General features: G+C 74.4%; 17 protein-coding genes and 1 pseudogene. 7 read left to right on the forward strand and 11 right to left on the reverse strand.

Annotated elements, in window-relative coordinates:
* Nucleotides 1–49 precede the first annotated feature (49 nt).
* A complete protein-coding gene (fxsT, locus tag ACFZA0_RS30655; RefSeq protein ID WP_391022960.1) occupies nucleotides 50–3,685 on the reverse strand; it encodes an FxSxx-COOH system tetratricopeptide repeat protein in 3,636 nt (1,211 codons plus the stop codon).
* Between the two features lie 193 nt (nucleotides 3,686–3,878).
* Nucleotides 3,879–4,070: a hypothetical protein gene (locus ACFZA0_RS30660; RefSeq protein ID WP_391022962.1), complete on the reverse strand. Its 192-nt coding sequence runs from the start codon at nucleotides 4,068–4,070 to the stop codon at nucleotides 3,879–3,881.
* A 289-nt stretch (nucleotides 4,071–4,359) separates the two neighbouring features.
* Between ACFZA0_RS30660 and ACFZA0_RS30665 the strand changes: the two genes are divergently transcribed.
* The gene (locus tag ACFZA0_RS30665) at nucleotides 4,360–5,592 is read left to right on the forward strand and encodes an FxsB family cyclophane-forming radical SAM/SPASM peptide maturase (RefSeq protein ID WP_391022964.1); all 1,233 of its coding nucleotides are present in this window, start codon (nucleotides 4,360–4,362) and stop codon (nucleotides 5,590–5,592) included.
* A complete protein-coding gene (locus tag ACFZA0_RS30670; protein WP_391022966.1) occupies nucleotides 5,589–6,947 on the forward strand; it encodes an aKG-HExxH-type peptide beta-hydroxylase in 1,359 nt (452 codons plus the stop codon). The genes ACFZA0_RS30665 and ACFZA0_RS30670 overlap by 4 nt, the downstream gene beginning before the upstream one ends.
* A 45-nt stretch (nucleotides 6,948–6,992) precedes the next feature.
* Here ACFZA0_RS30670 and ACFZA0_RS30675 read toward each other — a convergent pair whose 3' ends face one another.
* The 3 genes from ACFZA0_RS30675 to allB form a co-directional block, all read right to left on the reverse strand.
* A complete protein-coding gene (locus ACFZA0_RS30675; RefSeq protein WP_391022968.1) occupies nucleotides 6,993–7,790 on the reverse strand; it encodes an AIM24 family protein in 798 nt (265 codons plus the stop codon).
* A gap of 19 nt (nucleotides 7,791–7,809) precedes the next feature.
* Entirely contained in the window at nucleotides 7,810–8,940 is a 1,131-nt protein-coding gene (alc, locus tag ACFZA0_RS30680) for an allantoicase (RefSeq protein ID WP_391023209.1), read from the reverse strand.
* 114 nt (nucleotides 8,941–9,054) lie between these two features.
* A complete protein-coding gene (allB, locus tag ACFZA0_RS30685) occupies nucleotides 9,055–10,395 on the reverse strand; it encodes an allantoinase AllB (protein ID WP_391022969.1) in 1,341 nt (446 codons plus the stop codon).
* Nucleotides 10,396–10,641: 246 nt separating this feature from the next.
* Here allB and ACFZA0_RS30690 point away from each other — a divergent pair, with 246 nt between their 5' ends.
* The gene (locus ACFZA0_RS30690; protein ID WP_391022971.1) at nucleotides 10,642–11,445 is read left to right on the forward strand and encodes an IclR family transcriptional regulator C-terminal domain-containing protein; all 804 of its coding nucleotides are present in this window, start codon (nucleotides 10,642–10,644) and stop codon (nucleotides 11,443–11,445) included.
* 194 nt (nucleotides 11,446–11,639) lie between these two features.
* Here ACFZA0_RS30690 and ACFZA0_RS30695 read toward each other — a convergent pair whose 3' ends face one another.
* Nucleotides 11,640–11,927 carry a DUF5955 family protein gene (locus ACFZA0_RS30695; protein ID WP_391023210.1) on the reverse strand — a complete coding sequence of 96 codons (288 nt, stop codon included), beginning with the start codon at nucleotides 11,925–11,927 and terminating at the stop codon, nucleotides 11,640–11,642.
* Between the two features lie 219 nt (nucleotides 11,928–12,146).
* Here ACFZA0_RS30695 and ACFZA0_RS30700 point away from each other — a divergent pair, with 219 nt between their 5' ends.
* Both ACFZA0_RS30700 and aceB read left to right on the forward strand, forming a co-directional pair.
* The gene (locus tag ACFZA0_RS30700; protein ID WP_391022973.1) at nucleotides 12,147–12,767 is read left to right on the forward strand and encodes an NTP transferase domain-containing protein; all 621 of its coding nucleotides are present in this window, start codon (nucleotides 12,147–12,149) and stop codon (nucleotides 12,765–12,767) included.
* 135 nt (nucleotides 12,768–12,902) lie between these two features.
* Nucleotides 12,903–14,528, forward strand: a complete 1,626-nt coding sequence (aceB, locus tag ACFZA0_RS30705) for a malate synthase A (RefSeq protein ID WP_391022975.1) — start codon at nucleotides 12,903–12,905, stop codon at nucleotides 14,526–14,528.
* 56 nt (nucleotides 14,529–14,584) lie between these two features.
* On the opposite strand, the pseudogene ACFZA0_RS30710 reads toward aceB, so the two are convergent.
* The 5 genes and pseudogenes from ACFZA0_RS30710 to ACFZA0_RS30730 all read right to left on the reverse strand — a co-directional run.
* A pseudogene (locus ACFZA0_RS30710) lies at nucleotides 14,585–14,862 on the reverse strand (SelT/SelW/SelH family protein); the annotation flags it as partial.
* Nucleotides 14,859–15,773: a HipA family kinase gene (locus ACFZA0_RS30715; RefSeq protein ID WP_391022977.1), complete on the reverse strand. Its 915-nt coding sequence runs from the start codon at nucleotides 15,771–15,773 to the stop codon at nucleotides 14,859–14,861. The pseudogene ACFZA0_RS30710 and the gene ACFZA0_RS30715, both read right to left, overlap by 4 nt.
* Nucleotides 15,774–15,940: 167 nt before the next feature.
* Entirely contained in the window at nucleotides 15,941–16,519 is a 579-nt protein-coding gene (locus ACFZA0_RS30720) for a DUF6114 domain-containing protein (protein ID WP_391022979.1), read from the reverse strand.
* Between the two features lie 28 nt (nucleotides 16,520–16,547).
* A complete protein-coding gene (locus tag ACFZA0_RS30725; RefSeq protein WP_391022981.1) occupies nucleotides 16,548–17,192 on the reverse strand; it encodes a DUF6230 family protein in 645 nt (214 codons plus the stop codon).
* Nucleotides 17,193–17,440: 248 nt separating this feature from the next.
* A complete protein-coding gene (locus ACFZA0_RS30730; RefSeq protein WP_391022983.1) occupies nucleotides 17,441–18,238 on the reverse strand; it encodes a TetR family transcriptional regulator in 798 nt (265 codons plus the stop codon).
* A 654-nt stretch (nucleotides 18,239–18,892) separates the two neighbouring features.
* Here ACFZA0_RS30730 and ACFZA0_RS30735 point away from each other — a divergent pair.
* Together ACFZA0_RS30735 and ACFZA0_RS30740 are read left to right on the forward strand one after the other, a co-directional pair.
* On the forward strand, nucleotides 18,893–19,822 hold the full coding sequence (locus tag ACFZA0_RS30735) for a hypothetical protein (RefSeq protein ID WP_391022985.1): 930 nt from the start codon (nucleotides 18,893–18,895) through the stop codon (nucleotides 19,820–19,822).
* Nucleotides 19,823–19,944: 122 nt separating this feature from the next.
* On the forward strand, nucleotides 19,945–20,598 hold the full coding sequence (locus ACFZA0_RS30740) for a Tat pathway signal sequence domain protein (RefSeq protein ID WP_391022986.1): 654 nt from the start codon (nucleotides 19,945–19,947) through the stop codon (nucleotides 20,596–20,598).
* Nucleotides 20,599–20,643: the final 45 nt, after the last annotated feature.

Here is a 20,643-nt window from a genome sequence, read left to right on the forward strand (position 1 = left end):
GGAGGACCCGTCCGCGCGGGGCGCGCGGGACGCGGATGCGGGGTGCTGACTACAGTCCCGGGAGTTCCAGGTCGATGTCCATGTCCATGTCCACGGAGGTCTGTTCGGCCGCCGGGTCGCCGGTGAGCCGGGCGAGGTGGGCGCGGACGAGGCGGCCGTCGGGGCGGTGTCCCATCCCGAGGTCCTCCAGGCGGGTCAGCGCGGCGCGGGCGAGCGCGGCGGCCTCCTCGCGCCGGCCCGTCGCGGCCAGGGTCGCGGCGAGGGAGTTCTCGGCCGCGGACATCCAGGGGTGGCCGGAGCCGAGCCGGTCGGCGAGGAGGTTCAGCGCGGCGCGTCCCGTCGCCTCGGCCTCGTCGGTCTGCCGCAGGGTCCGCAGGTGCACCGCGTGCTGGACCCGGGCGAGGGCGGCGAAGGGGTGGCCGGCGCCGAGCGTCTCCTCCAGCACCTCCGCGCACTGGCGCGACTCCAGTTCGGCGTCCACGTCCTTGCCGAGCAGGTGCAGGTCCGCGGCGAGGCCGAACCGGCAGCGCAGGGAGCCCAGATGGGTCGCGCCGAACCGCGCGGTGTACTCGGCGAGGACGCGGCGGTCGCGTTCGAGCGCCTTCTCCAGGCCGTACTGGGCCTCGGGGGTGCCGGCCGCCCCGGAGGCGAGGCGGCGTTCGCTGACGGCGAGTCCCATCTCGACGCTGAGCCGGTCCTGGGTGGGGGTGTCGCCGTGCCGGCGCAGCCACTGGCGCAGCAGGTCCTGGGACTCGGCGTCGCGGCCCAGCGTCCGGTAGACCCAGGCGAGCAGGTCGGCGCGGAGCCAGGCGACGGGGTCGTCCTCGCCGCCGACGGTCTGCCGGTAGCGGAAGCGTTCCAGGAGCCGGCCGAGGGCGGTGGTGTAGCGGCCGGTCAGCGCCTCGGTGAGCGCCAGGTTGTGCTCGACCTGCACGGTGGCCGGGTGGTGCGGGCCCAGCAGCAGCGTCAGCCCTTCGAGGACGGGGCGGGCCTGGACGAGCGCGTCGGTGAAGCGGCCCAGGGAGCGCAGTACGGCGCCGTAGGAGTCGGCGGAGAGCAGGGTCCGCGGGTGCGCGGTGCCGAGCAGGCGGCGGTGGCCGCGCAGCGCCTGTTCGGCGAGGCCGCGCGCCTGGTCGTAGGAGCCGCCGGTGCGGTGCGCGCGTGCGGTCACGCCGAGCAGCCGCAGGTACTCCGGGGTCGGGTCGTCCCCGGTGGGCGCCCAGGACCGCGCGGCGTGCGCGGAGATGTCGAGGAGACGGGCGCGGTCGGCGCTCTCGCCGCGCCCGGCAAGGGTGTTGAGGTGCCGCAGCAGGGAGCGCCGCACCCGTGGGCGGGTGTCCTCCCACAGCCGCAGCGAGTACACCTCGCGGGCCCAGTGGGCGGGCAGCCCCCGGTCCTCGTCGGGGGCGTACTCGGCGAGGACGCTCCGCAGGACGCGTTCGATGCGGGCCCGGCGCTCCGGGTCGAGTCCGGCGCGGAGCAGGTCGCGCAGCACGTGGTGCTGGCCGAGGGGCTGTTCGGGCCGGTCGAAGTCGACCTCGACCAGGCCGACCCGGGCCAGCGACCACAGGGCGACGCCGATCATGTGCTCGTCGGGCAGCCGCACGTCGTCCGGCGGCCGGTGCGCATCGGGGCCCTCGCCGCCGGGCGCGGTGTCGTCGCCGGACAGTTCGGACAGGACGCGGCGCGAGAGCAGCAGTCCCAGTCCCATGCCGCGCCCGGTGAGCAGCGAGGTGGCGTCGAGCACCCAGTCGACGGCGTCGCTGTCGGGGCTCTCGGCACGCCAGGCGGCCGCGCCCGGGGTGCGCAGCGCGGTCTGCCGGGCGACCCGGACCATGACGGCGACGTGCGGTGCGACGCTGTCGCGGTCGAGCAGTGCCTCCTGCGCGGTGCGGTACTCGGCGAGGATGTCGCCCACGGCCGCGCGGGCGGCGGCCTCCTGGCTCATGTGGTCCTCGCGCAGGTGGGCCGCCGCGCGTTCGGCGAGGCAGAACGAGGCGAGGCGCAGGGCGAGCGCGACGTGGCCGAGGACCTGGCCGACCTGCCGGGACTGCTCGTCGTCGATGTCGGGGAGCCGTTCGCGCAGCAGCGCCCGGCACTCCGCGGGCGACAGCCGCGGCAGGTCGAGCACCGCCGTGGCGGTGCCCTCGGGCACGGTGCGGCTGGTGAGCAGGACGTGGCCGCGGTCGTGCGGCACGGGCAGCAGGTCTCGCAGCGCGTCGTGGTCGACGGCGCCGTCGTACACGACGAGCCAGCTTCCGGTGGCCGGGTCGGCCAGGTGTTCGAACAGTGCGGTGAGCGGTCCCTCGGCGGGGACGGTGACGCCGAGCCGTTCGGCGAGCCGGGCCAGTCCGCGGCGGGCGCGGGTCGGTTCCCAGGCGCGCACCCACCAGACGAGGTCGTAGCCGGGGCCGAAGCGATGGCACAGTTCGCGGGCCGTCTCGCTCTTGCCCCAGCCGCCGTCCGCGTGCAGCACCACCGGAAGCCGGTCGCGGCCCGCGGCGCGCAGCCGGCCCTGGAGTTGTTCGAGCAGGTCGTCGCGGCCGAGGAACTCGCCGCTGCGGGGCGCCACGTTGGTGACGTCGGGCAGGCGCGGGAAGCGGACGCGGGCGGCGGCGCCGTCGGACGGGGGCACCGGGCCGAGGCCGAGGCCGCCGTGCAGCAGGCGCAGCGCCTCCTGTTCGTCGGCGCCCCGCAGGTCGATGCGCTCGTGGTGGGCCGACCGGTTGTCGGAGAACGGCTCGTCGACCAGGACGACCCGGACGTCCGGGTGGGACAGGGCGGCGAGCTGTTCGAGCCGGGCGGCGTCCATGGCGCCGGGCGACAGGAACAGCAGGGCGGTGCCGGGGGCCGGCCGGTCGCCGGTGTAGGTGTCCTCGCGGCGCAGTTCGGTGCCGATGCCGCAGCGCCGGAAGCGTTCCTCCAGCCAGGCGGCCCAGGCGGCGTGGCGCGGCTGGTGGACGAGGGTGACGGTGGTCAGCGGCCGGGTGCGGCGGTCGCGCAGCCAGTCGGCGAGCCGCTCGTAGTAGGGGCGCAGCCCGGTGACGGAACCGGCGGGCTCGCTCTCGACGGCCAGCCGCCGGGTGTCCAGGTACAGCGGGTGGTACGGGATTTCGAGGAACGGGATGTTGCGCGCGCCGGTCTCGCCCGCGATGGTGCGGAACCTGTCGCGGACCCGTTCGCGGGCCCCGCGCAGCCTGTCGTGCACCTCGACGTTGCTCTTGAGGCCGAGGGCGAGCAGCCGGGTGGGCCGGCCCGCGCGTTCGTCGCGGAGCTGCTCGGCGAGGGCGGCGGCACCGTCGATGGACCAGGCGGTCATGGCGAAGCAGGCGACGAGGGTGTCCGCGAGGGCGGCGAGGCGGGCGGTGGAGGCGCCGGGCGCGTCCGGCAGCGGCGCCTCGACCAGGACGTGGTCGTAGCGTGCCGCGCGGCTGTCGGCGGGCAGTTCGAGCAGCGTCTCGGGGGCGGGGCGGCGGACCGCGGCGACCCTGCCGGGCTCGGGCTCGGGGACCGGCTCGTGACCGCCCTCGGCGCCGGTGCGGCCGTCGACCAGGAGCACGCTGCGGTTGCCCGCGGCGAGGACGTCGGCGACGTTGCGCAGCGTGGTGCTCAGCCCGAGGTTCTCGGTGGTGGCGCAGAAGACGGCGAACGGTCCCGGGGGGTCGAGTGGTCCGGTGTCGGGCATTGCCCCTCCGCTTCGGACGGCACGAAAGTCGTTTCGGCACGGGCGCTTTGCTCCCGTGCGTGACACCACGTCAGATACGACCAGTGTAGGTCGGGTCGGCTCGTTCGGGCGGTGCCGGACGACGACGCGTGCGCCCCGGCGCGGCGCGGGATCCGGGCCCTGTGAGGGGCACGCGGCACGAGGGGCGCCTTCGTCAGAGGCTCTCGCTGTGGCCGGTGACGTAGGGGCCGTTGGTGGCGCCCTCGCGCAGCCGGTGCAGGGTCTCGGCGAGGACCGAGGGCGGCAGTGCCGCCACGTCGTCCGGGGAGAGATCCGCGAGATCCAGTACGACGGACTCCACCGGCTCGCCGCCCGGCTCGTCGTCCGCTCCCTCGCTCGTCGTCATCGTGTGCTCCCCGTGAGGTGTCGGCTGTCGGGAGCGTCTCGCGCGGTGCCCGCCACGAGGACGCGTCCGGGTACGGCATCGTCCCCAGCCTACGTTCCCCGCCGCGGCCCGGCATCAACACCGTGCGGCCACCGGCGACTTTCGGGCGTGTCAACCCGTGGGCGCCGCTGTGATGTTGACGCCTCGTCAGACGGGTCGAATACTGTGGCGAAACGGCGGGGGACGGCGGGGAGCGGCGGAGACGGCCGGACACGCCGCGGCCGCGCCGGCCCGCGGACCGGGGGGACGAATGACTCGACTGCGTCACGCGGAGCCGTCCTGGCCGGCCGCCGCCGACGTCGAGGCGCGGGAACGGGCCGGCTGGGTCCCCGCCCCGCTGCACTCCTTCGTCCTGAAGCTGCACAGCCGCTGCGACCTGGCCTGCCGCTACTGCTACATGTACCGCTCCAACGACCAGGGTTGGCGGACCCAGCCGCGCACCATGGCCGACGCGACGGTCGACCGCACCGCCGAACGCGTCGCCGAACACCTCGCCGGACACGGCCTGCGCCGCGCGTCGGTCGTCCTGCACGGCGGCGAGCCGCTGCTCGCGGGCGAGGCGGCGGTGGCGCGCACGGCGCGGGCGCTGCGCGCGGCGGCCGGTGACGGCGTCCGGCTCGACCTCGCGCTCCAGACCAACGGAGTGCGCCTGAACGGGCGTTGGCTCGACCTGTGCGCCGAGCACGGCATCCGGGTCGGGGTCAGCCTGGACGGCGACCGCGTCGCCCAGGACCGCCACCGGCGCGGCGCCGACGGCCGCGGCAGCCATGCCCGGGTCTCGGCCGGCCTGCGGCTGCTGACGGACGGACCCCACCGGGCCCTTTTCTCCGGCCTGTTGTGCACGGTGGACCTGCGCAACGACCCGGTGCGCTGTTACGAGGCACTGCTCGCGCACCGGCCGCCGTCCGTCGACTTCCTTCTGCCGCAGGGGAATTGGGGCACTCCGCCACCGGGTCTGCGGCCCGGCGGCCCCGGCACCCCGTACGCCGACTGGCTGTGGGCGGTGTTCGAGCGCTGGTACGGGGCCCCGGTCCGCGAGACGCGGGTGCGGCTGCTGGACGACCTGCTGTCGCTGCTGCTCGGCGGCGCCCCGGAGACGGAGGCCCTCGGGCTCGCCCCGGTGCGCTACGCGGTCGTGGAGACGGACGGTTCCCTCGCGCAGGACGACACGCTGCGCACGGCGTACGAGGGTGCCGCGGCCACCGGACTGCACGTGTCCCGGGACTCCTTCGACGCGCTGCTGCGGCATCCCGGGATCGCGGCGCGGCAGTGGGGCGCGGCGGGGCTGGCGGCGGGCTGTCGTGCCTGCCGGCTGCACCCGGTGTGCGGCGGCGGCCACTACGCGAACCGCTATCGGCCGGGCACCGGGTTCGCCAACGCCAGCGTGTACTGCGCCGACCTGGCCTCCCTGGTGCGGCGGGTCCGGGAACGGGTGGCGGCGGACCTGGAGCGGCTGCGCGTGCCGGCCGCCGGGGCAGCATGACGCCGCTGCCGCACCGGGTGCCCACGGAGGTCTTCGACGCGGTGGCCGCGGGCGGCGGCGGGGCGCGGGCGCTCGGGCTGCTCGCGCGCGCCGAGTACAGCCGTCGGCTGGCCTGCGCGTACGCGGTGACGGCGGGCGTGCGCGAGCTGGGCGGCGCCGCGGCGGAGGCGGCCGAGGAGGCGTGGGAGACGCTCGGCGCGGTGCGCGGCGCGGACCCGGACGCCGCCCGCGCGGTGCTGACGCACCCGTCGACGGGCATCGCGCTGATGGATCTGCTGGCCCGCACGGACCGCGCCCGCGCGGCGGGGGCGGGCGGCACCGGCCTCCCGGTGCACCGGTTCACGGCACTGGCCGCGGCCGCGTCGGTACGGGCCGGGCTGCCGGTGCGGCTGCGGTGGCCGCTGACCGACGACGGGCTGTTCCTGCCGTCGCTGGGACGCCCCCGGCTGTGGCCCGCGCGGCCCGGCGGCACCGCGCACGTCGAGGTCACGGCGGACGGCACCGCCCGCGCCGGGGTGCGCGGACCGGGGACCGTGCCCGCCCGCACCGTCGTGCCGCGCGACCCCCACCGCACCACGGCCCGCTGGCAGGGTGCCCACCGGCTGGCGGTGCTGGACACCGGGGCCGCGCTGCTCCTGGACGACGTGGACCCGCTGCGCTTCCCCGGGGTGCGCGAGCCCCTCGGCCTGAGCACCGACGACGTCCGCCGGTGGTCCCGCACGGCGCGGGAGGCGGCTCGGCTGCTGCGTGCGGACCATCCGCGCACCTACGCCGAACTGGCAGCCGGGACAAGGACGTTGGTGCCGCTGGGGGGCGGCGGCACCACGAGCGGCAGCAGCGCGGAGGCGTTCGGCTGCGTGGCGCTGTCCCGGCCGTCCGGCGCGGCGGGGCTGGCGCTGACGCTCACCCACGAGATGCAGCACAGCAAGTTCGCCGCCGTACTGCACCTGTTCGACCTCTTCGACGCGGACGCCGGGGAGCTGTTCTACGCACCGTGGCGGCCCGATCCCCGGCCGGTGGTCGGCCTCTTCCACGGCGCCTACGCGCACACCGGGGTGGCGTCCTTCTGGAACCGGCACCGCACCACCGCGCCGGACCCCGCCGACCGGGCGGTGGCGCAGACGCAGTTCGCGCGCTGGCGGTCGGCGGGGCGGGAGGCGACACTGACCCTGCTCGCGTCGGGGCGGCTCACCCCGCTCGGGGAGCGGTTCGCCGGACGGATGCTGGACACCCTGGACGGCCTGTGCCGGCTCCCGGTGCCTCCCGAGGCGGCACGCCGCGCACGGGAACTGGCCGCGGCGCACCGCGCGGAGTGGACCCGGCGCAACGGCACGCCCCGCCCGCTGTCCGTCTGACCGGCCGCCCGGCGCGGGACCCCGGGCCGCTGCGCCCCGGCCCCGTCAGCCCGCGTGGGTGGAGAACAGTCCGCCCGTGGGGCCCTGCTTGTCGCCGCCCTGGGCCTTCTTCAGCGCGTTGGCGAGGCTCTCGATGGTGAGGGACTGGAGGATGACCCGGCCCCGGCCCTCCAGGGTGGCGAGGGAGAGGCCCTCACCGCCGAAGACCGCGTTCATCAGGCCCTGCCGGTTCAGTCCGCCGATGCGCTGCACCCCGTACTGGATGCCCTCCTCGAACGCGACCACGCAGCCGGTGTCGACCTCTATCCGGCCGCCGAAGTCGGACGGGTCGAGGTCGATGAAGTTGCCCGCGCCGGCGATGATCACCGTGCCGCGCCCGGTGAACTTCTCCAGGACGAAGCCCTCGCCGCCGCTCATGCCGGTGCGTCCGCCCTGGAAGGCGATGCCGAAGTCGACCGTGGACTCGGCGGCGACGAAGGCGTCCTTCTCCGCGAACCACGCGCGCGAACCGTCCAGTTCGAGCGCGCGCATCTCGCCCGGGAGCATCCCGGCGAAGCCGACGGTGCCCTCGCCGCCCTGCGCGGTGAAGTACTGGAAGGCGAGCGACTCACCGGCGAGGGCGCGCTGCCCGACCTGCATGGCCGTGCGCAGCAGCCCGCCCATGCCGCCGGAGCCCTGGTCCTGCCGGTTGCCGTTCGACGGCCCCGACAAGCGGGTCTCCATGGTCACGTTCGTCGTCTTGAAGAGGAACTTCCCGGCCTCGCAGTACACGGTCTGGCCGGGTTGCAGGTTGACGACCGCCATCTGCATGGCGTTGCCGACGATTTCTTGCTGAAGAGTCACGCCGAGGACAACGTACGGGTCAGCCGCTGAGTTCCTGATGGCGGGCGGCGAGCCGGGCGGTGCCCTCCTCGGTGAGCGAGCCGAACAGGCGCAGCCGCGAGATGCCGCCGTCGGGGAAGATGTCCACCCGCGCGTGCGTGGCGACGTGCGCGGTGTCGAGGACGAAGCGGTGGTTGGTGTCGGGCTGGAGCCGGGTGCGCGGCAGGATCTCCGTCCAGCCACCGTCCTCGCCGTCCTCTCCGTCCCGGACCGACACGGACGCCCAGCCCGCCGCGTTGCCCTTGAGGTACGCGGTGTCGATCTCCAGCGCGCGTACCGCGGACTGCGCCGCGAGGCGGTAGCGGATCCAGTCGTGCCCCTGGTCGCGGCGGCGGCGGGTCTCCCAGCCGTCGTCCATCTTGCGGGAGCGGCCCGGCTGGATGGTGTTGCCGGCGGGCGAGTAGAAGAGGTTGGAGGCGTCCTCGGCCCGGCCGCCGTTCTCCAGCGCCACCACGTCGAAGGTGCCGAGGGCCGCCAGCCAGCGCGGGTCCGCGACGACATCGCCGTGCACGCGCAGCCGGGCGATGCCGCCGTCGGGGTACTGGGAGAGGCGCAGGTGCGTGAAGCACTGCTCGGCGGTGACCTCGAACCCGTTGGCGGCGTGCCCGCCGACCGCGGTGCGCGGCACGAGCACGGTCCACTTCACGTCCGCCGACAGCAGTTCCTCCACGGAGGGCGAGCCGGGCACGGACGCCGCCTCGACCGAGACCGCCTGCGGGTAGTTGCCGCGGAAGTGGGCCGTGTCGACGACGACGCCGCGTACGACGCCGGGCGCGCCGAGCCGCACCAGCGCCCAGTCGTGGTCGTCGGCGGCGGGCCAGGGGTGTCCGGCGGAGACCCCGCGACGGCGGCGGGTCTCCCAGCCGTCCATGACCTTGCCCTTGTGCCCGAAGTGCTCGGGGTCGAACTCGGCCCGCCCGGGTACCAGCAGGTTCTCGCGCTGCGCGAAGAACTCGTCGTTGGCCGCCACGACCCCGGCGCCCAGCGCGCGCGAGGCCAGATCGGTGTGGTGGGTGAACGGGAGGTCGACGCGGCGGTAGTCCGCGTACGGGTCACCGCCGCCGTAGGGGTGCGCGTCGCCGGTGAAGCTGGTGGTCGCCGTCACGGTGATCAGGACGTCCTTTCGGTGGCCGGCCGCCGCGGGTACGGGGCGGGTACGGATGCGGATGCGGTGCGGGCGGATGCGGAGGAGCGGCCTGCCGGGGGCGGCGCGGCCGGGGCCGAGTCAGTCGGCACGGGTCAGGAGCCGGCCCTTCGGTTCGGTGAACTCGCCCTGGTGGTAGATGCGTTGGCCGCGCAGCCAGGTCGAGCGGACGACTCCGTCGAGAGTGCGTCCGGCGTAGGCGGTGATCCGGTTGCGGTGCTGGAGGGCGGCCGGGTCCACGGTGAACGACTCGTCGGGGGCCAGCACCGCGAAGTCGGCGTCGTGGCCCGGGGCGATGGCGCCCTTGCGTCCGTCGAGGCCGACCAGGCGGGCGGTTCCGGACGACATCCACGCGGCCACGTCCGCCAGGCCGTGGCCGCGCCTACGCGCCTCGGTCCAGACGGCGGACAGGCTCAGCTGGAGGCCGGAGATGCCGCCCCAGGCGGTGGCGAAGTCGTCCGTCTTGAGGTCGGCGGTGGACGGGGAGTGGTCGGTGACCACGCAGTCGATCGTGCCGTCGGCGAGCGCCTGCCACAGCAGGTCCTGGTTGGCGGCCTCGCGGATGGGCGGGCAGCACTTGAACTCGCTCGCTCCGTCCGGGACTTCCTCGGCGGTGAGGGTGAGGTAGTGCGGGCAGGTCTCGACGGTGACGCGCACCCCGTCCGCCCGCGCCGCGGCGATCAGCGGCAGCGCGTCACTGGAGGACAGGTGCAGGATGTGCACGCGGGCCTCCAACCGCCGTGCCGCGTCAAGCAGTTGGGCGATGGCGGTGTCCTCGGCGCCGCGCGGCCGGCTGGCGAGGAAGTCCGCGTACCTGGCGCCGCCCCGCTGCGGGGCCGCGTCGAGCCGGTGCGGGTCCTCGGCGTGCACGATGAGCAGACCGCCGAAGCCGGCGATCTCGGCCAGCGACCGCTCCAGCCGCTCCCGGTCCAGGTGCGGGAACTCCTCGACGCCGGACGGCGACAGGAAGGCCTTGAACCCGAACACCCCGGCCTCGTGCAGGGGCCGCAGGTCCTTCACGTTGTCCGGCAGCGCGCCGCCCCAGAAGCCGACGTCGATGTGCGCCTTGGCCGCGGCGACCCGCCGCTTGGTGCGCAGGTGGTCGGTCGTGGTCGTCGGCGGAAGGGAGTTGAGGGGCATGTCGACGAGCGTGGTGATGCCGCCGGCCGCCGCGGCGCGGGTGGCGGTCCAGAAGCCCTCCCACTCGGTGCGGCCCGGGTCGTTGACGTGCACGTGGGTGTCGACGAGGCCGGGCAGCAGGACGTCGTCCCCGAGGTCCTCCAGGCGGGCGCCGGACGGTGGCGGCGCGTCGTGCGGGAGGACGGCCGTGATGGTGCCGCCGGTGACGGCGACCGCCGCGGCGCGCGTCCCCCCGGGAGTGACGACGCGCGTGGAGCGCAGTACCAGTTCAGCCTCGGACACCCGAACCCCTCTCGGCCCGTTACTTCCCCGAAACGGTCTTTACTTCCACGTAACGGAATTCAACTTTCTGTTGAAGGAGTCTTCACTCCCGCCCCGGCGGCGTCAAGGGTGCACCGCCGGACCCTGGAGGTTTCCACAGAACGGAAAGATGATTCCGACAGACAGAACGTAGCTACGCACAAGCGGGCAGTCAACCGGCAGCCGGGTAGGCTTCTGCCCCTGCCGCCAGCCCGAAAGGAACGCGCCGTGCCGACGTCCAGCGCCAGCACCACCGACTCCGCCAAACCTTCCGGCGGCGGTGGCGTCCAGTCCCTCGAGCGCGCCTTCGACCTGCTCGAACGGATGGCGGACGCGGGCGGCGAGGTCGGCCTGAGCGAACTGTCGGCGAGCAGCGGGCTGCCGCTGCCCACCATCCACCGCCTGATGCGCACCCTCGTGGCGTGCGGCTACGTGCGGCAGCAGGCCAACCGCCGCTACGCGCTGGGACCGCGGCTGATCCGGCTCGGCGAGTCGGCGTCACGACTGCTCGGCACCTGGGCGCGGCCGCACCTGGCGCGCCTGGTCGAGGTGACCGGCGAGACGGCCAACATGGCGCTGCTCGACGGCGACGAGGTCGTGTACGTGGCGCAGGTGCCGTCCAAGCACTCCATGCGGATGTTCACCGAGGTCGGCCGCCGGGTGCTGCCGCACTCCACCGGCGTGGGCAAGGCGCTCCTCGCGAACGTCCCGGACGACGAGGTGCGCGCCCTGCTGGCCCGTACCGGGATGCCGGCCGCCACCGAGAAGACGATCACGACGCCGGACGCGTTCCTCGCGGCGCTGGCGGACGTGCGGCGCCTCGGGTACGCGGTCGACGACAACGAGCAGGAGATCGGCGTGCGCTGCCTCGCCGTCCCGGTACCCGACTCCCCCGCCCCGGCGGCCGTCTCGATCTCGGGACCGGCCGGGCGGGTCACCGAGCAGGCGACGGAGGCGATCGTGCCGGCCCTCCACCAGGTCGCGGCGGAACTGTCGCGGACGCTCGCCACCTCGGCGGGCCACGGCGCCTGACGGCCGCCCGCGGCCGAACCCCCGCCGTTCGGCGGGCAGTCGGGAATCCGGTGCCGCGTCCCCGCCGAAGCGCCGCCGGACCACCGGCGCGTCACCGGCGCACCACCGGCGTTCGCGGGGCGCGCGAACGGGCCCCCGACGGACGGGTTTTCGGCCGCCGGGACCGGACGGCCCCGGCGGCCTCCCCGCGGACGTCAGGCGCGGGGCGGTTCCCCGAAGAGTTCCACGGCCTCGCGCACCCCGGCCAGCGACCGGGACAACGCGCTGACGGAGCCGATCGCACCCGCTATCAGGAGTAACGAGCGGCGCATGCGCGGCGCTTCGGGAACGCCGCCCAGGGCCATCGCGGCGAGTGCCGCGAGTTCGTCCTCCGCTATCCCCCGGTCGGGGAACTCCGCCGGATGCGCGGCGAGTTCGCGGCGCAGCCGGGAGACCGCGGTCCGCAGTCCCACCACCCTCGGGTCTTCCTCGCTGCCGGTCACTGGTCTCTGCCCCAAGCTCCGCAACACAGCTCTCCCCCTCGCACGCCGTTGTGCGCAAGTATTTTGTGGCTGTCCGCGAACGAACGCCCCGCGGCGATGGTCGGGCGCTCACCGGACGCGCGCCAGTAAACGCCTGCGGCTCGATGAGCGCCACCGCCTTGGCCGAAATTCAACACGCCCGTTCCCGGCGTTCGCCGTGCGGTCGGGTATGCAGGACCCATGACGCACAGTGAAGGCCAGGTCATCGGGCTGCTCCTCGCCGCGGGCGGCGGACGCCGGCTGGGGGGCCGCCCCAAGGCCCTGCTCGACCACGGGGGCCGTCCCCTCGTGGCGCACGCGGCGGAGGCGCTGCGGGACGGCGGCTGCGACCGCGTGCACATCGTGATCGGCGCGCGGGCCGCCGCGGTCCGCCGGGCACCGGTGCCGGCCGGCTGCGTCTGGGTGGAGAACCCGGCGTGGGAGGAGGGCATGGGCTCGTCGCTGCGCGCGGGGCTGGGCTCCCTGGAGGGGACGGGGGCGTCGGCCGCGCTCGTCTCCCTCGTCGACCAACCGGGCGTCGGCGCACGGGCGGTGGCCCGGGTGCTGGCCGCCGGCGCGACCCGCGCGGCACTGGTCTCGGCCGCCTACGACGGGGTGCGCGGGCACCCGGTGCTGCTGGGCGCCGACCACTGGGCCGGGGTCCTCGCGACGGCCACCGGGGACCGCGGGGCACGCGACCATCTCCGTACGCACGAGGCGGAGATCCTGCTCGTCGAGTGCGGGGACGTGGCCGAGCCGTACGACATCGACGTCCCGGCCGATCTCGCCCGGCTCGACGGCGCACACCCCCACGGGACGTGACGGGGGTGGCACGCTGGGCCACGGTCCCTCGACACTGAGAGTCTCGACATCAACAAATTATTGAACTTCCACAATGAGGAAACTACTATCCACTGTTCAGAAGCGCCCGTAGCTCGCTGAAGGAAGTGACCGCTCATGTCCGCACCAGCGCCGTCCACGCTGGCCATCGTCGACGCCGAGCCGCTGCCCCGGCAGGAGGAGGTGCTCACCGACGAGGCGCTCGCCTTCGTCGCCGAGCTGCACCGCCGGTTCACACCGCGCCGTGACGAACTCCTCGTCCGCCGCGCGGAGCGCCGCGCCGAGATCGCCCGCACCGCAACGCTCGACTTCCTTCCGGAGACGGCGGCCGTGCGTGCCGACGACTCCTGGCGGGTGGCCCCCGCGCCGGCCGCGCTCGACGACCGCCGCGTGGAGATCACCGGCCCCACCGACCGCAAGATGACGATCAACGCCCTCAACTCCGGCGCCCGGATCTGGCTCGCGGACTTCGAGGACGCCTCGGCGCCCACCTGGGAGAACGTCGTCCTCGGCCAGCGCAACCTGATCGACGCGTACCACCGGAACATCGACTTCACCGATCCCGCCTCCGGCAAGTCGTACGCGCTGCGGCCCGACGCGGAGCTCGCGACGGTCGTGATGCGCCCGCGCGGCTGGCACCTGAACGAGCGGCACCTCGTGGACGCGGAGGGGCGCCAGGTGCCGGGCGCCCTGGTCGACTTCGGCCTCTACTTCTTCCACAACACCCGGCGCCTGCTGGAACTCGGCAAGGGCCCGTACTTCTACCTGCCGAAGACGGAGTCGCACCTGGAGGCGCGGCTGTGGAACGAGGTGTTCGTCTTCGCCCAGGACCACCTGGGCATCCCGCAGGGCACCGTCCGCGCCACCGTCCTCATCGAGACGATCACCGCCGCGTACGAGATGGACGAGATCCTCTACGAACTGCGGGACCACGCCTCGGGGTTGAACGCCGGCCGCTGGGACTACCTGTTCTCCATCGTCAAGAACTTCCGTGACGCGGGCCCCCGTTACGTCCTCCCGGACCGCAACGCGGTGACGATGACGGCCCCGTTCATGCGCGCGTACACCGAACTCCTCGTGCGCACCTGCCACAGGCGCGGCGCGCACGCCATCGGCGGCATGGCCGCGTTCATCCCCTCGCGCCGCGACCCCGAGGTCAACAAGGTCGCGTTCGAGAAGGTCCGCGCCGACAAGGACCGCGAGGCCGGCGACGGTTTCGACGGGTCCTGGGTCGCGCACCCCGACCTGGTGCCGATCGCCCTGGAGTCCTTCGACAAGGTGCTCGGCGAGCGCCCCAACCAGAAGGACCGGCTGCGCGAGGACGTGCGGGTCGAGGCGGCCGAACTGACCGCCGTGGACTCCCTGGACGCCCGGCCGACCTACCCGGGCCTGGTCAACGCCGTTCAGGTCGGCATCCGTTACATCGAGGCGTGGCTGCGCGGCATGGGCGCCGTCGCCATCTTCAACCTGATGGAGGACGCGGCGACCGCCGAGATCTCCCGCTCCCAGATCTGGCAGTGGATCAACGCGGGCGTGCGGTTCGAGAACGGGGAGAAGGCGACGCCCGAGCTGGCACGGCGGATCGCCGCCGAGGAACTGGCCAACGTCCGCGCAGAGATCGGCGAGGAGGCCTTCGCGGCGGGCAACTGGCAGCGCGCGCACGACCTGTTGCTGACCGTCTCCCTCGACGAGGACTACGCCGACTTCCTCACCCTCCCCGCGTACGAGCAACTGCGCGGCTGAGAAACGGAGTCGGCCCGGCGACCCGGGCGGGGGCGACGCTGCTTCCCGGCGTCGCCCCGGTCCGGGTGGCCCGGGGACCTGCCCGGCGCCACCCGGTCGCGGACCAGCCGCTTGACCGCCAGCGCCTCCGGGAAGCCGTGCTCGCGGCGGTCCCGCACCACGTCGCCGTTCACCCGCACGACGAAGACGCCGCCGGTGCCGGGCCGCAGCGACAGCTCGGCCGGTTCCGTCCCGAACGTCGTCAGGAGTTCCTGGCCGGCCGGGCGGCACGGGGCAGCCACCGGCACCGGGTGCGGTGCTCGATCTCGACCCGCCGGGCCACCGTCCCGGTCATCCGAGGTGCACCGACCAATCCTGTTCGGCGGCCGGCTTGCCGTGCAGGTCGGGGACCCGCTTGAGCCAGTCCGGCCGGTCCCGTCGCGTCCGTGCCGTCCGCCGGGCCTGTTCGGCGGCCACCTCGTCCCGGGACGGGAAGTCGGTGGGCAGCCACGCGGGCGACGCGCCGACGCGCGCGAGGAGGTAGTCCACGTACGCGGCGCGGACGTCGTCGGGCGAGGCGAAGCCGGGTTCGCCGGCCAGCCAGGCGTCCGGGACCTCGGCGAGGATCTCCCGCAGGAGTCCCCCGGTGACCCGGGGCGCCAGTTCGGCGTCGGCCGCGCGGGTGTCCGGCGCGTGGCCGCCGAGGGCATGGTGGCGGAAGTCGTAGGCCTTGGCGGGCTCCGAGGTGTCCCACCGGTGGTGGAAGACGAGGGCCGCGCCGTGGTCGATGAGCCACAGGTGCGGGGGCGCGACGCCGAGGTTGGGCCAGATCATCAGGTTGGAGCTGTGCACCGTGCGGTCGACGTTCGCGGTGAGGGCGTCCAGCCAGACGATCCGGCCGGCCTCCAGCGGGTCCACCGGGAAGGTCACGGCGTCCTCGGGCGTGAAGTCGCGCGCGCCCGGCAGATAGTCCATGCCGAGGTTGACGCCCGCGCTGGCGTTCAGCAGGTCGCGCACCTCCTGGTGCGGCTCGTGCTCGGCGATCGCCGGGTCGAAGCGCGCCAGCACCAGTTCGGGCATCCGCAGTCCGAGCGCCCGCGCCAGCCGGCCCACCACGATCTCGGCCACCAGCGCCTTGCGGCCCTGGGCGGAGCCGGTGAACTTCACGACGTACGTCCCGAGGTCGTCGGCCTCGACGAGTCCCGGCAGCGATCCGCCGTCGCGCAGCGGCGCGAGGTAGCGGGTCGCGGTGACGGTGGTGAGCATTTTCCCAGCGTATCCGACACGCCGGACCGGCAGTCGGCCCGCCGGACCGGCAGTCGGCCCGCCGGACCGGGCCACGGGGGGCCGTGGCGGGGCGGGACGGCGGCAGGGCGGGAGCGGGGCCGCGGCACGGAACCCCGCGCCGGCCGCCCGCCCCCGCCCTCTCCCGCTCAGCCGGTCCCGGCCGGTGTCCGGTCCGCCTCGGTGTCGGCGCCGTTCTCCGTCCTGCGGCGGCGCCAGCGGCGGGGCTCCTGGTCCGGCAGCCAGCCGAAGGCGAGGGAACTGCCGATCAGCCCGAACAGCATGCCGATGAAGAAGCCGCCGAGATTGGAGGTGACCCAGGTGGCGAGCGAGCAGAGCACCGAGATCACGGAGTAGAAGATCCGGTGCATCGGGTTGAAGAGGATCAGCAGCCCGCACACCGCCATCACGGCCGGCAGCAGATACCCGGCGAGCGAGTCCGCGCCCGCGTGCAGCACGACCGAGATGCTCGCCCGCTCGCTGAGCAGGATCTCGCCGCCGCCGAGCAGGACGAGCAGTCCGCCCCAGAAGGGTCGCCGGCGCCGCCAGCCCTTGAACCCGCGCGGTGGCCGCTCGGCGGGCCCGGCCTGGACCGGCTCGTCGGCCCGTCCGTCCGGTCGCGCCACCGTCGCGTCGGGCTCCGCCGGCGGGCCGGCCGGACCGTCGCCGGCCGGACCCTCCTCGTACGCCGGACGCGGGACGTCGTCCTGGGGGGACGTGGACGTCATCGAGTCACCTCCTCACGCACGGGTCCGGTCAGCAGGCGTTGTCGCTGAAGGACATGTGCAGGTCGGGCAGCTTGAACTTCACCGCGGTGGTGGCGTAGTTGGTCTGCCGGACGTCCTTGATGTTGACCGTGTCGGCCTGCTGGCCGAAGACGCCCAGCGGGCCGGGCGACGGGGGCTTCTCGAACGTGCTGGCGTCGCCGCCGATCTCGATGTTGTCGAAGGACGCGAGCTTGCCCGCGATCTCCGTCGAGTCGGTGGTGAGCCCCTCGGCCGAGACCGGGGTGCCCTTGCCGCCCGCGGTGATGTGCAGGTAGGTGCCGCCGATCTGCACGCTCTGGCAGAGGTTGGTGAGTTCGGCCTTGCGGATCGCGGTGACGATCGTGAGCACCTGACCGCCGGTGTCACCGGCGTTGGGGCTGCCGTCGGGCATGTTGTCGAGCGCGCCGTACTGGCCGAAGCCGGTACCGGTGAGCGAGTCGGCGGTGATGTCGAACGGCATGCCGGAGATCGCGAACTGGACGGCGAGGGCTCCCTGCGCGGTGAGGACCACGAGGACCGCGGCGATCGCGGCGGCCGGCAGGCCCATGATCGACGCGCGGCGCAGGCGGACCCTGCCGCCGCGGGTGCTTCCGGATCCCGCCGGAGTGGCAGGCTGGGGTTGGGACGTGGCCATGATCGGCTCCTCAAGCGGGTGTCGCGCCACCTGTCGCGGCGAGCACGAGCGAACTGAGCGGGTGCTGGTGCCTGGTGCTGGTGCGGTTCGGGCGGGTCCTGGCGCGGACAACTCCCCGCGCCTGCCCGGGGCTTCCCCCGGCAGGAGTGGCAGGCGTGGCCTTGTGGGAGCCGTCCGGGAAGTTACCGCCAGTTACATGGCGGGTCAACACTCCTGTGCAGAAAGCGTGTTGACGGTGTGACCGACGATCACGGGCACTCAGGTTCCGCACCGGCACGCCCGAACGGCGACAGCACCACGTGAACCAGGGTGGGCAGCAGGTCCGGGAGCCCTTCCACTTCGCCCCGCGCGATTTTCCGGTAGAGCGCCGCGTGCACGGCACCCACAAGCACATCCACCAACTCGGCACGCCCCGGCGCGAGTTCACCGGGACGGCGGTCCGCGGTGTCCGGCGCGTCCGCGAAGAAGCGACGGAACCGGCCGAGCAGCCGCTCACGTTCGGCCCGCCCGGCGGCGCCGACCCCCTCCACCTCGACGACCATCGCGGCGAACGACGGGTTTTCGGCCAGGAGTTCCAGCACCGCCCCGAGCCCCGCCGTGACTGCGGCCGGCCAGTCCCCCGCCCCACCCGCCTCCTCGTAGGCGTACTCCATCGCCTGCACCACGAGTGCGATCCCGAGCCGGTACGCGGCGAGCACCGCGTCCTCCTTGCCGGAGAACTGCTCGTAGAACACGGGCCTGGTCACCCCGGCCGTACGGCACATGTCGCTGATCCGCGCACCGGCGAAGCCCTGTTCGGCGACGGTGCGGGCGACCCCGTCGAGCAGCCGCTCGCGCTGGGTCGCGGCGACCAGCTCCGGCGCCACCCGGCGCGGACCCCGGCGGATCGAGCGCTCGGGCTCGCGCCCGGTGCGCGCCCCCGGCAGCAGCACGGGCGGTCCGCCGCCCCGCGCGCCGGCGGGCCGGGCCGGGCCCTCGGCGGCCGGGGCGGGGTCCGGGCCGGAGCGGACAGCGGGTACGTCGGCGGGTACGGCTCCCTCGGTCATGGGCGCATTTTCGCTACTACCGGTTGACGTGAACAACACAGCGGGTTTACAACCCTCTTGGGTTTCCCATTCGAGCCGCGCAGCACCGCGCGGCGTGCCCCGCCCTTTCGGGCCCGGCCGCCGCAGCGCGAACGGTACGGGTCCGTGGCGCCGGACACGTATCACGCACGACGCCCACCGCACCCCCCGCCAAGGCGTGCCCCGCCGCAAGAGCCGCGCAGGACAAGACGGGCCGCCCTCCGTTCCGGCAGCCGCCGCAGCCACGGCGGTGCGCCGCCAGGACACCCGCACGGGTACCGCCGTGCCGGCGTCCAGCACCGCGACACCAGCGCGTCCCGGCACCGCGCCGTCGTGCGTCCCCGCACTCCGTTCGCGCACAGCCCGCGTTTCCGCACGCCCCGTGCCCCTTCGTACGCCCCGCGCCTCCGTACCACCGCACGCGCCCCGCAACTCCGCACGCGCACCGGGCACTTCGGCGCGCACCCGCGTCTCCCGCACCTCCGCGCCCCGTACGCAGCACCGCCCTCGCACGCGCTCCGCCGCCCCTTCGGGCACCGTCCGCCACCACCCGCACCACCGCCACCCGCACCCGCGGAGCCCCGTGCGTCCACCTTCACGGCACCCGCAACGCCGTCACCCCTGAGGAGTCCCGCCATGCGCTCCACCCTGTCCGCCACGCCCTCGTCCCGTCCGGCGCGGTCCACCAGACGCAGTGTCCGCCTGCGCTCGGCCGCACTGATCGCCTCCGTCCTCGGGCTCGGGGCCCTCGCCGCGGCACCCGCGAGCGCGGCGGGCGGACCGCTGTCCGCGCCGTACAACGGCATGGAGACCTGCCCGGTGAACTCGGCGGCGCTGTCCGACCCCACCGCCCTCCAGGTCGGCTGTGTCACGTCCACCACCAAGGGCGGCAGCATCCGCATCGGCTCCACCAACGTCACGCTCGGCACGCCGATCGACCTCAAGTTCGGGATCGTGTGGGGCAGCGACGCGCCGGGGGTCGACCTGCCCGACGGCGGCAGCGCCAACGTCTACAGCACGGTCGCGCCGTCCTCCGGGTCGCTGCTGACCGCGCCCACCACCGACGTCACCATCCCCGGGCTGCCGAACCTGCTGCCCGGCGTCACCAGCGTCAAGGCCCAGGTCGAACTGGCGGGCCCCGTCACGGACTTCGCGCCGCTGGCGGCCGGCACCACCGTGCCCGTCTTCAAGCTGCCGATCAAGCTGCACCTCATCCACCCGCTGCTCGGCCCCAACTGCTACCTGGGCAGCAACAGCAACCCGATCGTGCTGCGCCCCGCGGCGCTGGAGGCCGGCGAGATCGACGTGCAGGCCGACCCCAACGGGCACGACACCCTGATCGCCGGCTTCACCGGCGCGAGCCTGACCGACACCAGCTTCTCCGTGCCCGGGGCCAAGGGCTGCGGCCTGGGCCTCGGCCTGCTCGACGCGGGCATCAACTCCCTCTTCCACCTGCCGTCGGCCGCCGGCCAGAACTCGGTGACCTTCGCGCCGACCGACACCCGTCTCGCGTTCGACAACACCGTCGCCGGGCTGCGCGCCTCGCTCGCGGACGCCCGGGGCTGAGGCCGCCGCCGCGGGACCCGCGCGCACCGGCACCCGCCCTTCGCGCCCGGGTCCCGCGGCCGGCCGACGCCGCAGCAACACCCGCACGCAACTCCCTCCGTACGAACCGAAAGGCAACCCTCATGCGCAAAACCTCCGTCGCCCTCGCCGCCTCCGGTTTCGCGGCCGCCGCGCTCCTCGTGGCGTCGCCCGCCCAGGCAGGTGTGCAGGCCGGCAACGTCCTCACCTACGGCAGCCTGGCCGGCAGCGCCGTCACCACCGGTGACACGCTGACCGCGTCGCTGCTGTCGGGCAGCACGGCCACCATCCGCACGACCGCGGGCGGCACGACCGGCATCACCTGTGCCACCTCCGCGTTCACCGCCACGGCCGGCTCGAACCCGACCGCGCCGGGCACCGCCACCGAGTCGGTCACCGCGCACACGTTCAGCAGCTGCACGACCAACATCCTCGGCGCGACCGGCGTGAACAGCTTCACCGTGGACACGCTGCCGCTCGCGGCGACCGTGACCTCGGCGGGCGTCCTGACCGTCACCGGTCCGATCCAGACCACGGTCAAGCTCAACACCGCGCTGGGCGCGACCACTTGCGTCTACACCGGCACGGGTCTCACGGGTGCGACCTCCAACACCGGTAACAAGATCACGTTCACGAACCAGCTCTTCACCAAGAAGACCGGTCCGGCGAGCTGCCCGACGAACGGCTACTTCTCGGCCACCTACGGGCCGGTGAAGGACACCAGCAAGACGGGCTCGCCCTCGGTGTTCGTCAACTGAGAACGCGGGGCGGCCCGCTCGCGCGGCGGGCCGCCCCGTTTGCGC

The sequence above is a fragment of the Streptomyces sp. NPDC008150 genome (assembly GCF_042956945.1).
Taxonomy (GTDB): Bacteria; Actinomycetota; Actinomycetes; order Streptomycetales; family Streptomycetaceae; genus Streptomyces.

Excerpts from the sequence above, each read along its gene's own strand:
- ACFZA0_RS30660 (WP_391022962.1), bottom strand. The coding sequence starts at position 4,070 with ATGACGACGAGCGAGGGAGCGGACGACGAGCCGGGCGGCGAGCCGGTG.
- fxsT (WP_391022960.1), bottom strand. The coding sequence starts at position 3,685 with ATGCCCGACACCGGACCACTCGACCCCCCGGGACCGTTCGCCGTCTTC.
- ACFZA0_RS30725 (WP_391022981.1), bottom strand. The coding sequence starts at position 17,192 with ATGGCCACGTCCCAACCCCAGCCTGCCACTCCGGCGGGATCCGGAAGC.
- ACFZA0_RS30700 (WP_391022973.1), top strand. The coding sequence starts at position 12,147 with ATGACGCACAGTGAAGGCCAGGTCATCGGGCTGCTCCTCGCCGCGGGC.
- ACFZA0_RS30665 (WP_391022964.1), top strand. The coding sequence starts at position 4,360 with ATGACTCGACTGCGTCACGCGGAGCCGTCCTGGCCGGCCGCCGCCGAC.
- aceB (WP_391022975.1), top strand. The coding sequence starts at position 12,903 with ATGTCCGCACCAGCGCCGTCCACGCTGGCCATCGTCGACGCCGAGCCG.
- ACFZA0_RS30730 (WP_391022983.1), bottom strand. The coding sequence starts at position 18,238 with ATGACCGAGGGAGCCGTACCCGCCGACGTACCCGCTGTCCGCTCCGGC.
- ACFZA0_RS30720 (WP_391022979.1), bottom strand. The coding sequence starts at position 16,519 with ATGACGTCCACGTCCCCCCAGGACGACGTCCCGCGTCCGGCGTACGAG.
- ACFZA0_RS30715 (WP_391022977.1), bottom strand. The coding sequence starts at position 15,773 with ATGCTCACCACCGTCACCGCGACCCGCTACCTCGCGCCGCTGCGCGAC.
- ACFZA0_RS30735 (WP_391022985.1), top strand. The coding sequence starts at position 18,893 with ATGCGCTCCACCCTGTCCGCCACGCCCTCGTCCCGTCCGGCGCGGTCC.
- ACFZA0_RS30670 (WP_391022966.1), top strand. The coding sequence starts at position 5,589 with ATGACGCCGCTGCCGCACCGGGTGCCCACGGAGGTCTTCGACGCGGTG.
- ACFZA0_RS30740 (WP_391022986.1), top strand. The coding sequence starts at position 19,945 with ATGCGCAAAACCTCCGTCGCCCTCGCCGCCTCCGGTTTCGCGGCCGCC.